General features: G+C 62.2%; 12 protein-coding genes, 3 tRNA genes and 1 pseudogene. 9 read left to right on the top strand and 7 right to left on the bottom strand.

Features of this window, described 5'->3' with window-relative positions:
- The first annotated feature begins 554 nt into the window (after window positions 1-554).
- The 5 genes and pseudogenes from AC0KXH_RS08525 to AC0KXH_RS08505 form a co-directional block, all read left to right on the top strand.
- Window positions 555-902: a hypothetical protein gene (locus AC0KXH_RS08525; RefSeq protein WP_071222511.1), complete on the top strand. Its 348-nt coding sequence runs from the start codon at window positions 555-557 to the stop codon at window positions 900-902.
- 189 nt (window positions 903-1,091) lie between these two features.
- Complete coding sequence (locus AC0KXH_RS08520; RefSeq protein WP_488224486.1) at window positions 1,092-1,748, top strand: ion channel; 657 nt, start codon at window positions 1,092-1,094, stop codon at window positions 1,746-1,748.
- 259 nt (window positions 1,749-2,007) lie between these two features.
- Window positions 2,008-3,420 carry an ATPase domain-containing protein gene (locus AC0KXH_RS08515; RefSeq protein ID WP_488224485.1) on the top strand — a complete coding sequence of 471 codons (1,413 nt, stop codon included), beginning with the start codon at window positions 2,008-2,010 and terminating at the stop codon, window positions 3,418-3,420.
- Window positions 3,421-3,441: 21 nt separating this feature from the next.
- A complete protein-coding gene (locus AC0KXH_RS08510) occupies window positions 3,442-3,816 on the top strand; it encodes a response regulator (protein ID WP_041105434.1) in 375 nt (124 codons plus the stop codon).
- A 174-nt stretch (window positions 3,817-3,990) separates the two neighbouring features.
- A pseudogene (locus tag AC0KXH_RS08505) lies at window positions 3,991-4,849 on the top strand (IS3 family transposase); the annotation flags it as partial.
- A gap of 126 nt (window positions 4,850-4,975) precedes the next feature.
- Here the strand turns inward: AC0KXH_RS08505 and AC0KXH_RS08500 are convergent.
- From AC0KXH_RS08500 to AC0KXH_RS08490, 3 genes are all read right to left on the bottom strand, one after another.
- Window positions 4,976-5,060: transfer RNA gene (locus AC0KXH_RS08500), tRNA-Leu, on the bottom strand.
- A 54-nt stretch (window positions 5,061-5,114) separates the two neighbouring features.
- Window positions 5,115-5,190, bottom strand: a tRNA-His gene (locus AC0KXH_RS08495).
- A 30-nt stretch (window positions 5,191-5,220) separates the two neighbouring features.
- Window positions 5,221-5,297, bottom strand: a tRNA-Arg gene (locus AC0KXH_RS08490).
- 268 nt (window positions 5,298-5,565) lie between these two features.
- Between AC0KXH_RS08490 and folD the strand changes: the two genes are divergently transcribed.
- Window positions 5,566-6,420: a bifunctional methylenetetrahydrofolate dehydrogenase/methenyltetrahydrofolate cyclohydrolase FolD gene (gene folD / locus AC0KXH_RS08485; protein WP_043219839.1), complete on the top strand. Its 855-nt coding sequence runs from the start codon at window positions 5,566-5,568 to the stop codon at window positions 6,418-6,420.
- A 57-nt stretch (window positions 6,421-6,477) separates the two neighbouring features.
- Here folD and cysS read toward each other — a convergent pair whose 3' ends face one another.
- Window positions 6,478-7,863, bottom strand: a complete 1,386-nt coding sequence (gene cysS, locus AC0KXH_RS08480; RefSeq protein WP_488224484.1) for a cysteine--tRNA ligase — start codon at window positions 7,861-7,863, stop codon at window positions 6,478-6,480.
- Window positions 7,864-7,866: 3 nt separating this feature from the next.
- A complete protein-coding gene (locus AC0KXH_RS08475) occupies window positions 7,867-9,537 on the bottom strand; it encodes a glutamine--tRNA ligase/YqeY domain fusion protein (protein ID WP_043223027.1) in 1,671 nt (556 codons plus the stop codon).
- 159 nt (window positions 9,538-9,696) lie between these two features.
- Here AC0KXH_RS08475 and AC0KXH_RS08470 point away from each other — a divergent pair, with 159 nt between their 5' ends.
- Both AC0KXH_RS08470 and lpxH read left to right on the top strand, forming a co-directional pair.
- A complete protein-coding gene (locus AC0KXH_RS08470; protein WP_041105431.1) occupies window positions 9,697-10,191 on the top strand; it encodes a peptidylprolyl isomerase in 495 nt (164 codons plus the stop codon).
- Window positions 10,188-10,910 carry a UDP-2,3-diacylglucosamine diphosphatase gene (gene lpxH / locus AC0KXH_RS08465; RefSeq protein ID WP_488224483.1) on the top strand — a complete coding sequence of 241 codons (723 nt, stop codon included), beginning with the start codon at window positions 10,188-10,190 and terminating at the stop codon, window positions 10,908-10,910. The genes AC0KXH_RS08470 and lpxH overlap by 4 nt, the downstream gene beginning before the upstream one ends.
- A 1-nt stretch (window position 10,911) precedes the next feature.
- Here the strand turns inward: lpxH and AC0KXH_RS08460 are convergent, their stop codons facing one another.
- Entirely contained in the window at window positions 10,912-11,517 is a 606-nt protein-coding gene (locus AC0KXH_RS08460; RefSeq protein WP_224109784.1) for a MiaE family protein, read from the bottom strand.
- 176 nt (window positions 11,518-11,693) lie between these two features.
- On the opposite strand from AC0KXH_RS08460, the gene AC0KXH_RS08455 reads away from it, so the two are divergent.
- Window positions 11,694-12,554 carry a universal stress protein gene (locus tag AC0KXH_RS08455; protein WP_043223025.1) on the top strand — a complete coding sequence of 287 codons (861 nt, stop codon included), beginning with the start codon at window positions 11,694-11,696 and terminating at the stop codon, window positions 12,552-12,554.
- 15 nt (window positions 12,555-12,569) lie between these two features.
- Here the strand turns inward: AC0KXH_RS08455 and AC0KXH_RS08450 are convergent, their stop codons facing one another.
- The gene (locus tag AC0KXH_RS08450; RefSeq protein ID WP_061339297.1) at window positions 12,570-13,046 is read right to left on the bottom strand and encodes a DUF1289 domain-containing protein; all 477 of its coding nucleotides are present in this window, start codon (window positions 13,044-13,046) and stop codon (window positions 12,570-12,572) included.
- Window positions 13,047-13,438: the final 392 nt, after the last annotated feature.

Here is a 13,438-nt window from a genome sequence, read left to right as displayed (position 1 = left end):
CGTCGACGACGCCCACGCCTGCATTCGCACGCTGAGCCTGGGCTAGGCAAAGACCAGACTGGACGCCCCGCAGACCGTCTTCGTCGACATCCGGGACGTGCGAGCGCTGGAACGCGAGGGCATGTTCCCGAGCGCCCTTCATACCGCGCGGGGGATGCTGGAGTGCTCAGTCGCCCCCGGGAGCCCATACGACAAGGAGATCGTCGGCCCGGCAAGACATTCGTCCTGTACCGCGGCTCTGCCTGGCGCTCCAGCCTGGCGGCGGCAACGCTACAGGACATGGGGCTGAGCCCGGTTTGCCACATTGGCGGCGCTTCAAGGCCTGGAAGGACGCCGGTCTGCCGGTGGTGGATAAGCCTCGCCGCGACAAAACCTGACAGACGGGCGCAAGGCGTACGCCCGGCAGGCGAAGTCGCCAGGCTTGAGTATGGTTATGTCGGAGCGAGTCATTCGTGGCACAATGCCACCACTCAGCCGCTCGGTGCAAAGATTGCGCTGTGATGCTGTCGAGCCGTGCTCGGCCACCCTATCAACGCTACCGGACGGAATCGGAATTGAAGTACCACGGAAAGGACCGGCGCCAGTGCACTGCACTTCGTAACCACATCAATGCGCTGCTGGCAGACGGCGCCTCGCTGGTCGGCAGAGACCCGGTGAGGCTGGTTTACAAGGGACAGACACTGACCGTGCAGCACGGATTGTTGCTCAGCGAGCCAACGCCTGACGAATTGGTCGAGGCACTCAACGTGCTTGCCAAAGGCAATGATCGGGCGCGGGCCGCCGCGATCGAAACCTGCCTGAGGCATCTGGACGATGCGCTCGCGCCCTATCCCCCCTTTCGCTATCGAGACGTCGACATGAGCCATCTCTCGGATGACCTTGGGTCGATCTCTCGCTGGTAGCGTCACAGGCGAAGCGCTGACGGGCAGTCGGCCGGATAACCGCGCCGATCGATTTCTTTACCTCCGCTCAATGGCTCCTGCTGCCAAGTGTTCCTGAACTGCGATACTGTCGGCTCGTTGGCTCGCACAGTCGACCACATCTGCTGAGCATTGCGCTTGCCCTGACCTCCTCGACCGATCATGTCGCCCATGAACAGACCCTTGCTGAGCTATCTCGTCAGATACCCATCGGCCGGCCTGCTGTTCGTTCAGCTGCTGGGCATCCTGCTCTACCCGTTCATGGAAAATACGCCGCTCGGACGCGCCGCTTTCGGCGCATTCGGTGTGGTGGTACTGGTTTCGGCGTTGCGGATCGTCAACCGCAGCCCGACGATTCATTCGGTCGCGTTCGTCCTGGCGGCTGCCATCCTCGTGCTCACGGTGGCGACCGAGCTCATGGCCATGCCGGAGCTGCGCCTGTTGTTGGTTACGCTGGAAGCCGCCTTCTACTTCTATGCCGCGGCGGGCCTCATTGGCTACATGATGGAGGATCAGCGCACCACGACAGACGAGCTGTTTGCCGTCGGCGCGACCTTTACATTGCTGGCCTGGGCGTTCGCCTATGCCTATGCAGCATGCCAACTGGCTGCCCCGGGCAGCTTCGTTGCCCAGCTGCGACCCGATGAGCCGAGAACCTGGCTCGAGCTGCTGTTTCTCAGCGTTACCGTGCTCTCCGGCGTCGGGCTCGGCGACATCCTGCCCCTGCGTCCCTTCGCCCGCGCGTTGGTGATGCTCGAGGAAATTGCCGGGCTGATGTACATCGCCCTGGTGGTATCACGAGTGATCGGGCTGACGATTCGCCGTTAGGCGCTAGGCCTTTTCGGCTCGTAGACAACGCACAAGCAAGGCAACCTGAATGACAGCTCAGCGTTTCGTTCGGACCGCCGTTTGCCGATAGCAGCATTTTGTTGCACCCTGCATCGTTTACGTCGGCGTTCGTTCGTGACGACACGACCACCGGAAGCTTTCGATAGCATTCCGGCGCTGTCGAACCTGCGATGCCACCGCAGTGCCGAAGCACTGCGCGAAGCGATTCACCACGCCCTCATTCACTAGGCAGATTCACGTGATAGCACTCGAGCGCTTGGAAAGCGGTATCGATGGTCTCGACGCCATCACCCATGGCGGATTCGTTGCCGGGGCCGCCTATCTGATCCAGGGCCGCCCCGGTTCGGGCAAAACCATTCTTGCCAACCAGGTTGCCTTCCACCATACCGCCCAGGGCGGCAAGGTCATTTTTGCCTCGCTGCTTTCGGAGCCCCACGACCGACTGTTCCAGTATCTGTCGACGCTCAGCTTCTTCGACGCCGCGCAGATAGGCGCCGGCATGCTGTACGTCAGTGCCTTCGATACCCTCGAGAGCGACGGGCTGGACGAGGTGTTGAAGCTGTTGCGCCGCGAGATCTTGCGGCACAAGGCAACGTTGCTGGTACTCGACGGCCTGATGAACGTTCGAAGCCGTTCGGACACGCCGCTGAACACCAAGAAGTTCATCGCCGAATTGCAGGTCCATGCCAGTTTTGCCGGTTGCACGACACTGATGCTCACCAGCGCCGAGATCGACCATGGCAGCCCTGAGTTGACCATGGTCGATGGCGTATTCTCGCTCCAGGAAGAACGGGGCGGCATGCGCTCCTATCGGCGGCTCGGAGTGCACAAGTATCGGGGGTCCGGCTTTGCCGCCGGTGAGCACGATTACGAGATCACCGGCGACGGGATTGCCGTCTATCCGCGCATCGAAGCGCTATTGAGTCAGCCCACGGCGCCGATGGCGCTGGGCGAGCGGCTGGTCTCTACCGGAGTCGCCGGGCTGGACGCTGCGCTGGGCGGCGGAGTGCTCGAACGCAGCGCGACCCTCGTCATCGGCCCGTCTGGCGCCGGCAAGACGACCCTCGGCCTCAACTTCATGACCGGGGCGTCGCCGCAGGAGCGCAGCGCCTTCTTCGGCCTGGTCGAATCGCCCGAGCAACTGCTGAGAAAGTCCGATCAGCTGGACCTCGGCCTTCGAGCCGCGGCCGAGCACGGGTGGCTGGATTTTCATTGGCAGCCGACCACACAGTTCTTACCCGACCAGGTCGCGCTGGCCGTGATCGACCAGGTGCGCGAGAAGCACCTGTCTCGCATCGTGATCGACACCCTGGCCGCGCTCACGCGCCCCTGCGCGCGGCAACGCCGGCAATTGGAGTTCACCAGCGCGCTGGTGAACGAGGTCCGCGCGGTGGGGGCAACAATGGTGGCGACGTGGGAGCTCAGCCACTTTCCGGGGGCCGATCCGACGGCTCCACCCGCCGAACTTTGCAGCCTGTTCGACAATATCGTCCTGCTCGATTTCACCGAGGGGGCGGGCCCCAGCGAACCAACATTGAGGATCATCAAAAGACGCAATGGCGCATACGAGCGGCATATCCATTCCGCACAGATCGGCCGAGGCGGCTACTCGACGAAGCCCACCGGCACACCCACCCCGCAAGACCGCTAGCGGTCGAGAAGGCTTTACTCCATGACAACGGTCCTGGTGGTCGATGATGAATACCTGATTGTCGAGGTCCTGACCCTAGCGCTCGAAGACGCCGGTTTCATGGTGACCCAGGCAAGCAATGGCATGAAGGCACTGGACGCCTTGCATCGTGAGGGGCCATCGCTGGTGGTATGCGATTACATGATGCCGCTAATGAACGGCCTGGAGCTGGCTACCGAAATTCGCAAACGCCCCGAATGGGCGCACCTTCCCATCGTGCTGATGAGCGGTGGCCATGCGGGTCTGGCGTCCCAGGCCCCTGGGCTTTTCGACCACATTCTGCAGAAGCCCTTCAATATCGCCCAATTCGTGGAACTGGTAATCGAGCTGGTCGGCGATCCCCTCGGTTCAGGCTAGCCGGGCGCCGACTCGGACAGCGAGCTGAGCCGGTTCGGCAGCGGGGTTGTCCTTGCCGTAAGACGCTCGCTGACAAGCTACCAGCACTGCGCGCACAGAGCGGAGGCAAGCAGTGCCCTCAACCTGCACCGCCGATAGAAAACGCCTACTCGCCCAACCGATCCGTGCCGGTCGCGGACGGCCCGAGAGGGCACGGTACGGCTGGTGTGCCGGTGTCTGAAGGTTTCTGCCAGCAGCTATTACGCCTGGCAGCATCGCGAGCCAAGCCCACGTGCCCAAGAGAATGCGTGCCTATTCGGGAGATCCACGAGGACAGCCGTGGGGGTGATCTGAGCGCCACGGATGCACGAGGATCTGCCCGACGAGGGCACGAAACCGTCGGCCTGAACCGCGTTGCTCGCCTGATGGCCACCGAGCGAATTCAAGGCTGGCCACGTCGGAAGCGGCGTGACTCCGGAAGAGTTGCCAACGGCCGTCCAGCTGGCGTGAAAAGCCTGCTGGATTGTGATCTCAGCCCCTAGAGCCGGAACGTAAGCGGGGTCACGGATATAACGGAGATCGCCACATGGGAGGGCAAGCTGTTTCTTTGCGTGGTGCTCGATCTGTACAACACGCTGGTGGTCGGTTGGTCGGTGCATCACCGTCAGGATCGGCAGAGGGTGATCCGAGCGGTGGAAATGGCGATCTGGCAACGCCAGGGTGACTGGTCAGTAATCCTGCATTCGGATCGCGGCAGCCGATTCACCAGCACCGACTACTAGCGCTTTCTGAATCGCAACAGGCTGGTCTGCAGCATGAGTGCAGTCGGGCATTGCGGCGGCAACGCAGCCTGTGAAGGCTTCTTCGGTCAGCTGAAACGGGAGCGCGTTGCCCATCAGTCGTATCGAGCCCGAGATGAAGTACGGGCGGATTTATTCGACTACATCGAGCGGTTTCATAACCCACGAATGCGTCGTCGATTCGCCCGCAAGATTTGAGGTTTTCAGCCGTTTTCAAACCGTCCGTGGGAATGGGAAGACCCGGACACACCTAGAACAGCCTGACCCACGCTGGGATGGTAGGTTCTAAGGGAAGCTGAGGGTGAAGAGGCACAAAAAGCCCCTATGACGGGGCTTTCGGAGATTTTCGATTCCTTCTGAAAGGCTTCGAAATCATATGATGGTGCGGACGGAGAGACTCGAACTCTCACACCTTGCGGCGCCAGAACCTAAATCTGGTGTGTCTACCAATTTCACCACGTCCGCATAAACGGGGACTAAAACGAAAACGCCAGGCTATTGCCTGGCGCTTCTGGAATATGGGGTGGACGATGGGAATCGAACCCACGACACCAGGAGCCACAATCCTGTGCTCTACCAACTGAGCTACGCCCACCATATTTCATTGCTTGTGCCAGACACCAAATGGCGCACCCGGCAGGACTCGAACCTGCGACCATCCGCTTAGAAGGCGGATGCTCTATCCAGCTGAGCTACGGGCGCTTTATCTGCAATCTTTGCGGAGCGCAGACTTGAAGCTCCGGCTACCGAGGAGTTCCTCGATGAGCCATCTTACCCAGCAGCAGGCTGTGCTCGACAAGCGGGGCGCATGTTATAGAGCCCCTGTACGCCCGTCAACAGCGCCAGCGAAAAATATTCAGCAAGATAAAGGAGTTACAGGCTCATCCGGCGTCGGCGCCTTTGCCGGCCCGGCAAGCCGTGCGAGAATGCCGCTCCTTTTTAATCCCTTCCCGATGGTTAACCAAGCGTCATGACCGCACAACTGATCGACGGTAAAACGATCGCAGCCACTATCCGCCAAGGTATCGCCAGCCGCGTGGCCGAACGCCGCAACCAGGGGCTGCGCGTCCCCGGGCTGGCGGTGATTCTGGTAGGCACCGATCCGGCATCCCAGGTATATGTCGCGCACAAGCGCAAGGACTGCGAGGAAGTCGGCTTCAAGTCGATTGCCCATGACCTGCCGGCCGACACCCGCCAGGACGAGCTCCTCGCCTTGATCGATCAGCTCAACGATGACGCCGAGATCGACGGTATCCTGGTTCAGCTGCCGCTACCGGCCCACCTGGATGCCTCGCAGCTGCTCGAGCGGATTCGCCCGGACAAGGACGTGGACGGCTTTCATCCCTACAACGTCGGCCGCCTGGCCCAGCGCATGCCACTGCTGCGCCCCTGCACCCCCAAGGGCATCATGGCGCTGCTGGAGAGCACCGGCGTCGATCTGCACGGCCTCGACGCCGTCGTCGTTGGCGCCTCGAACATTGTCGGCCGGCCGATGGCACTGGAACTGCTGCTCGCCGGCTGCACCACGACCGTGACCCATCGCTTCACGCAGAACCTGGAAAGCCATGTCCGCCGTGCCGACCTGGTCGTCGTTGCGGTCGGCAAGCCGGGGCTGGTCAAGGGTGAATGGATCAAGCCCGGCGCCATCGTGATCGACGTGGGCATCAATCGCCTCGCCGATGGTCGCCTGGTCGGCGATGTCGACTTCGCCATTGCTGCCGAGCGCGCCAGCTGGATCACGCCGGTCCCAGGCGGAGTCGGCCCGATGACCCGCGCCTGCTTGCTGGAGAACACGCTGCACGCGGCCGAGAAGCTGCACGCCTGAGTTGCAGCGGAAACGAAAAACGGCACCTGGTGGTGCCGTTTTTCATTCGAGCTCGAACTAGTCGGCCAGACGCCAAGTCGTGCCGCCCTTGCCGTCTTCGAGCACCACGCCCATGGCGCCGAGCTGGTCACGGATGCGGTCGGATTCGGCCCAGTTCTTCTCGGCTCGTGCCGCGAGGCGGGCGGCGATCAGTGCTTCGACCTCGGCGGCATCCACCTTGCCCTCGGCTCCCGCCTGGAGGAAGGCTTCCGGCTCCAGCTGCAGCACGCCGAGCACACCGGCCAACTCCTTGAGACGCGCAGCCAGAGCGGCTGCAGCCTGCAGGTCCGATTCGCGCAGGCGGTTGACCTCACGAACCATATCGAACAGTACCGCACAGGCTTCCGGCGAGTTGAAGTCGTCATCCATCGCCGCGCCGAAGCGCTCGACGAAGGTTTCGCCACCGGCAGGGGTCGCTTCCGGCAGCCCCTTGAGGCCGTTGTAGAAGCGCTCCAGCGCGCCCTTGGCCTCGCGCAGGCTGTCCTCGGAGTAGTTGATCGGGCTGCGGTAGTGACTGGACACCAAGAGGTAGCGCACCACCTCGGGATGGTACTTCTCCAGCACCTCGCGGATGGTGAAGAAGTTGCCCAGGCTCTTGGACATCTTCTCGCCGTCGACGCGCACCGCACCGGCATGCATCCAGGCATTGGCGTAGAGCTTACCGGTGGCCGCCTCGCTCTGCGCGATCTCGTTCTCGTGATGCGGAAACACCAAGTCCGGGCCGCCGCCGTGGATGTCGAAGGTCTCGCCCAGGCAGCAGGTGGACATCACCGAGCACTCGATGTGCCAGCCCGGTCGGCCCGGCCCCCAGGGCGATTCCCAGCTCGGCTCGCCCGGCTTGGCGCCCTTCCACAGCACGAAGTCGAGCGGGTCTTCCTTGGCTTCGTCGACCTCGATGCGTGCACCGATCTTCAGGTCCTCGATCTTGCGGCGCGACAGCTTGCCGTAGCCCGCGAACTTGCCGACCCGGTAGTAGACGTCACCGTTGCCCGGGGCGTAGGCATACCCCTTGTCGATCAGGGTCTGGATCATCGCGTGCATGCCGGCGATGTGGTCGGTGGCGCGCGGCTCGATGTCCGGGCGCAGCACGTTCAGACGCGCCTCGTCCTCGTGCATGGCGGCGATCATCCGGCCGACCAGAGCCTGGAACGACTCGCCGTTCTCGCTGGCGCGCTTGATGATCTTGTCGTCGATGTCGGTAATATTGCGCACGTAGGTCAGCTCATAGCCGCGATGGCGCAGCCAGCGGGCGACCACGTCGAAGGCCACCATCACCCGCGCATGGCCGATGTGGCAGTAGTCGTATACGGTCATGCCGCACACGTACATGCGTACCTTGTTATCGACCAGAGGCGTAAAGACATCCTTGCTCTTGCTAAGGGTGTTGTAGATCGACAGCGCCATGGATCAGGCTCCCCAGGAGTCGCGCAGCGTAACGGTGCGGTTGAACACCGGCGCGCCCGGTTTCGAATCCTTCAGGTCGGCGCAGAAGTAGCCCTCGCGCTCGAACTGGAAGCGCTCTTCCGGGGCGGCATCGGCCAGCGACGGCTCGGCGCGGCAGCCCTTGAGCACCACCAGGGAGTCCGGGTTGATGTTGTCGAGGAAGCTGCCGCCCTCCTCGTCGGTCTTCTCCGGGTTGGCGGCCTTGAACAGGCGGTCGTACAGGCGCACCTCGCACTCGACGCTCTCGGCAGCCGGTACCCAGTGGATCACGCCCTTGACCTTGCGCCCTTCGGGGTTCTTGCCCAGGGTGTTCTCGTCGTAGGAGCAGCGCAGCTCGACGATATTGCCCTGCTCGTCCTTCACCGCCTCGTCGGCGCGGATCACGTAGCTGCCGCGCAGGCGCACCTCGCCACCGGGGATCAGGCGCTTGTAGCCGGCCGGTGGGGTTTCTTCGAAATCGCTGGCGTCGATGTAGAGCTCGCGGGAAAACGGCAGCACTCGCACGCCCATGTCCTGCTTGGGATGGCGCGGCAGCTCGAGCTTCTCGACCTGGCCCTCCGGATAGTTGGTGATCACCACCTTGAGCGGCTTGAGCACGCACATGGCGCGTGCGGCATTGGCATCGAGATCCTCGCGGATGGCGAACTCGAGCATGCCGATGTCGACCACGCCGCCGGCACGGTTGACACCGATCATGTCGCAGAAGGTGCGGATCGACGCGGGGGTATAACCGCGGCGACGGTAGCCGGACAGCGTCGACATGCGCGGGTCGTCCCAGCCGGATACGTGCTTCTCATCGACCAGTTGCTTGAGCTTGCGCTTGCTGGTGATGGTGTAGTTCAGGTTCAGCCGGGCGAATTCGTACTGGCGCGGCTGAGCCGGCACCGGCAGGTTGGCGAGGAACCACTCGTACAGCGGACGGTGATCCTCGAACTCCAGGGTGCAGATCGAGTGGGTGATGCCCTCGATGGCGTCCGACTGCCCGTGGGTGAAGTCGTAGCTGGGGTAGATGCACCACTTGTCGCCGGTCTGGTGGTGATGGGCGTGGCGGATGCGGTAGAGGATAGGATCGCGCAGGTTGATGTTCGGCGATGCCATGTCGATCTTCGCGCGTAGCGACTTGGCGCCGTCCGGGAACTCACCAGCCTTCATGCGGGCGAACAGGTCGAGGTTCTCTTCGACGGAACGGTCGCGGTAGGGGCTGTTCTTGCCAGGCTCGGTGAGACTGCCGCGGTAGGCGCGCATTTGCTCGGCATTGAGATCGCAGACAAAGGCCTTGCCGGCCTGGATCAGATGAATCGCCCATTCATGCAACTGGTCGAAATAATCGGAGGCGTAGCGCTCCTGGCCGGCCCACTTGAAGCCCAGCCATTCGACGTCGGCCTTGATCGCGTCGATATATTCCTGGTCTTCCTTGGCCGGGTTGGTGTCGTCGAAGCGCAAGTTGCACTCGCCGCCGAATTCCTGGGCCAGGCCGAAGTTCAGGCAGATGCTCTTTGCATGGCCGATGTGCAGGTAGCCGTTGGGCTCTGGCGGAAAGCGCGTGATGATCTTGGTGTGCTTGCCGCTGTCCAGATCGGCCTGGACGATGGGACGCAGAAAGTTGGCGGCTTTTTCGACGGTAGGCTTGCTCATGGTGTCCTTGAATGTCTGCAATGCGGCTCAGGGTAGGCCGGCCAAAACAAAGGGCTTATCATAACGGACCCGTCAACCCCCTGACAGAGCAATGCGCCGCGCCTGGTTGACGCCTCTGCCGTTCGCCCGCCTTGCAACCATCGACTACGGAAACTTCCCATGATCAAACTGCAGACCAATTTCGGTGACATCGTCCTCAAGCTCTTCGAGGACAAGGCTCCGGAAACCACGGCCAACTTCAAGGAATACGTCAAGAGCGGCCACTATGACGGCACCGTCTTCCACCGTGTGATCAGCAACTTCATGATCCAGGGCGGCGGCTTCGAGCCCGGCATGAAGCAGAAGGCGACGCGCAAGCCGATCAAGAACGAAGCCAACAACGGCCTTTCCAACAAGACCGGCACCATCGCCATGGCCCGCACCATGGAGCCGCATTCGGCTTCTGCGCAGTTCTTCATCAACGTGAAGGACAACGACTTCCTCGACCACAGCGCACCGACCGTACAGGGCTGGGGCTACGCCGTATTCGGCGAGGTCGTCGAGGGCATGGACGTGGTGGAAAAGATCAAGAACGTACCCACCACCATGAAGTCCGGCCACCAGGACGTACCGGTCGACGACGTAGTGATCGAGAAGGCCGAGATCATCGAGTGATCCTGTTCATCTCCGATCTGCATCTGCAAGAGGAGCGCCCGGATATCACCCGGGCGTTTCTTCATTTCCTCGAGGAACGCGCGCCCGGTGCGCAGGCGCTTTACATACTCGGCGACTTCTTCGAGGTATGGATCGGCGATGATGGCATGAGCGACTTCCAGCGCTCGATTGCCATGGCCTTGGCAAAGCTCGCCCAGAGCGGCACCCAGGTCTATCTGATGCACGGCAACCGTGACTTTCTGCTCGGACGGGCGTTCTGCCGACTGGCCCGCTGCCAGTTGCTCGAGGACCCGACAGTCATCGAGCTGAACGGCCATCGCGTACTGCTCAGCCACGGCGATGCGTTTTGCACCCAGGATCACGCCTACATGCGCATGCGGCGCTGGCTACGCAATCCGCTGAGCCTCATGCTGCTGCGCAATCTGCCGCTGGCAACCCGCCAGAAGCTCGCGCGCAAGTTACGCAACGAAAGCCGCGCTCAGACCCGCCTGAAGGCAGCGGAAATCGTCGATGTCACGCCCGCGGAAGTGCTGCGCGCCATGCGCAGGCATCGGGTCGACACCTTGATCCATGGCCATACGCATCGGCCGGCGGAGCATCTTCTGGAGCTCGACGGCAGGCCGGCGCGGCGAATCGTGCTCGGTGACTGGGATGCTCGCGGCTGGGCGCTGGAGGCCGACCGCAACGGCCTGCGACTGGCCGACTTCGCGCTGACCTGAATCAGGCCGCCTGCGGCACTCCGCTGTGGAAGCGAAACTCGCAGTCGGCACTTTCGACCAACTCACGCTCGCGCTCTCGTACTCTGAGGATCGTCGCATCGATGTCCGCGGCCTCACCGTACTGATATGCGAGTTTGAGGTAATCCTGGAAATGTCGCGCCTCCGACTTCAGCAGCCCGTGATAGAACTTGCCGAGCTCCTCGTCCAGATGCGGAACCAGCCGGGCAAAGCGCTCGCATGAGCGCGCCTCGATGAAAGCGCCGATTACCAGCGTATCGGTCAGCCGAAACGGCTCATGGTTGCGTACCAATTCGCGCAAGCCGGCGGCATAGCGGGAAGAGCTGACGTTGCGCAGCGGGATGCCGCGCCGCCGAAGAATCGCCAGCACCTGCTCGAAATGTCGCAGCTCTTCGCGAGCCAGCCGCGACATCTTGTTTTGCAGGTCCGGCTTGTCGACATAGCGAAACATCAGCTGAAACGCCGTGCCCGCAGCCTTCTTCTCGCAGTTGCCGTGATCGATCAGCATCACGTCCTGGTTGGCGAGCGCAGCAACGACCCAGGCGTCCGGCGTCGAGCAGCCGAGAAATTCGTTCAAATCAGAAAACATGGCGAACTCGTCGTATTCATAGGCGTGATAGGCAGGCGCTGACCATCGCGACGGCCGGCAGCGGCGGGCATTATACGAATGCGTCGCGCGGCGACCAGTGCTGCTTGACATGCGTCAGGAGCCAGGCGCGGCGATCAACTATAGTGAACGCCCAGCACACGGAAACGGAGCCGATCATGCTAGCCATTCGCTGCATCCTCGTGGTAGTCGACCCCAAACTGCCGGAATCGCTTGCCCTGAAGCGCGCCCACCTGATCGCCAGCGTCAGCCAGTCGCGGCTCCACCTGCTGGTCTGCGACGGCAAGCATGACCATAGCGCCCATCTGGAGTCGCTCCGCACGCAACTGGAAGCCGAGGGGCACAACGTTTCCGTGCAACAGGCATGGAATGACAGTCCACACCAGACGATCATCAATGTGCAGCAGGCCGAGGGCTGCGGCCTGGTGATCAAGCAACACGTCCCGGACAACCCTCTCAAGCGGGCCCTGCTCACGCCGGACGACTGGAAACTGCTGCGCTACTGCCCCTGCCCCGTCCTCATGGTGAAGACGGACAAACCCTGGCGCGGCGGCAAAATCCTCGCAGCAGTGGACGTCGGCAACTCCGACGAAGAGCACCGCACGCTGCACGCGACCATCGTCAACCATGGTTACGAAATCGCCGAACTGGCCGATGGCTCGCTGCACGTACTGAGCGCACACCCCTCTCCCATGCTTTCGGCAGCCGATCCGACCTTCCAGTTGAAGGAAACGATCGAAGCGCGCTACCGCGAAGCGTGCAAGCGCTTCCAGACCGAATATGAGATCACCGACGAGCGTCTGCACATCGAGGAAGGGCCCGCCGATGCGCTGATCCCTCGCGTGTGTCATCAACTCAACGCGGTGGTGACCATCATCGGCACGGTCGCGCGGACGGGTTTTTCCGGCGCACTGATGGGTAACACGGCCGAGGTTGTGCTGGATGCCCTGGAAAGCGACGTGCTGGTGCTCAAGCCGGACGAGATCATCGACCATCTGGAGCAAGTTGTCAGACACTGACGCGGGGCCATACCGTCAAACGCGGATATCGGCACCTTCGCTGAGAAATCGCGGTGCGATGTAGCGATCGTAATGCGCCTGCGACAGCAGGAAAAACTCACGATCGATCGCATCGCGCAGGTGCGGCAATGGCCAGTCGCGAAATTCGGGCAGCAGTGCCACACCGTATGCCTCGAGCTGCTGGATCAGCCGGGCGCCGCGAGCTATCAGCTGATAGGCCCAGCAATACTCCGACTGGTCGGCGACAAAACGGATGCCTCTCGCCTCGAGCTGCGCTCTTAGCCGCTGTGCGTCGAACACCTCGAGCTTGGCTGCCATGACCTGGGCCAGCAGTGCCTCCAGCCGACGCCAGACGGCACGCTTCTCCTCGGAGCCGTACGCGTTCCAGTTGACCACTTCGTGGTGGAACCGCTTGCAACCGCGACAGACCAGATCGCCGTAGACGGTCGAGCAAAGCCCGACGCAAGGAGTTTTGATTCGCTGATCCGACATAGAAGACAGGCACGCTGAAACCGGCCGGCATCTTAGACTTTTGTCCTAACGAGGTCACCTGCCAAGGTCTTGGCAGGAGGCCCGAAATACAGCGCAATCCGCATCATCGCTGGGCTGGAGCAGCGCGACAAAAAAACCACTGGCATTCTCGCAGAACGCCGCGCCACGGGCTTTCGACTTAACTTTGCCGGCCCGTTCCTTTAGAATCCCTCCGCCGTTTTAGGCGCCATAGTCCACAAGAAGCTGTTTTCAAAGCGTCACGAGCACAGTTCATGCGGCCGCTGGGCCGGATGCGCAGACCCCCCCTCCTGCCGTCCGGCTCGCCAAGCACGTAAAACTTTGAAAACAGCTTCCGGATGCGCGTCCCGAGACACCCAAGGGACCAATGATGA

The sequence above is a fragment of the Stutzerimonas sp. CXK-1 genome, from assembly GCF_057738225.1.
Note: the sequence above shows the minus strand (reverse complement) of the source record. Positions and strands in the feature narration are given on the sequence as shown.

What these genes read in the sequence shown, in the direction of transcription:
- AC0KXH_RS08520 (WP_488224486.1), top strand. Translation starts at nt 1,092, where the DNA reads ATGAACAGACCCTTGCTGAGCTATCTCGTCAGATACCCATCGGCCGGC.
- AC0KXH_RS08470 (WP_041105431.1), top strand. Translation starts at nt 9,697, where the DNA reads ATGATCAAACTGCAGACCAATTTCGGTGACATCGTCCTCAAGCTCTTC.
- cysS (WP_488224484.1), bottom strand. Translation starts at nt 7,863, where the DNA reads ATGGCGCTGTCGATCTACAACACCCTTAGCAAGAGCAAGGATGTCTTT.
- AC0KXH_RS08455 (WP_043223025.1), top strand. Translation starts at nt 11,694, where the DNA reads ATGCTAGCCATTCGCTGCATCCTCGTGGTAGTCGACCCCAAACTGCCG.
- AC0KXH_RS08475 (WP_043223027.1), bottom strand. Translation starts at nt 9,537, where the DNA reads ATGAGCAAGCCTACCGTCGAAAAAGCCGCCAACTTTCTGCGTCCCATC.
- AC0KXH_RS08460 (WP_224109784.1), bottom strand. Translation starts at nt 11,517, where the DNA reads ATGTTTTCTGATTTGAACGAATTTCTCGGCTGCTCGACGCCGGACGCC.
- AC0KXH_RS08510 (WP_041105434.1), top strand. Translation starts at nt 3,442, where the DNA reads ATGACAACGGTCCTGGTGGTCGATGATGAATACCTGATTGTCGAGGTC.
- folD (WP_043219839.1), top strand. Translation starts at nt 5,566, where the DNA reads ATGACCGCACAACTGATCGACGGTAAAACGATCGCAGCCACTATCCGC.
- AC0KXH_RS08450 (WP_061339297.1), bottom strand. Translation starts at nt 13,046, where the DNA reads ATGTCGGATCAGCGAATCAAAACTCCTTGCGTCGGGCTTTGCTCGACC.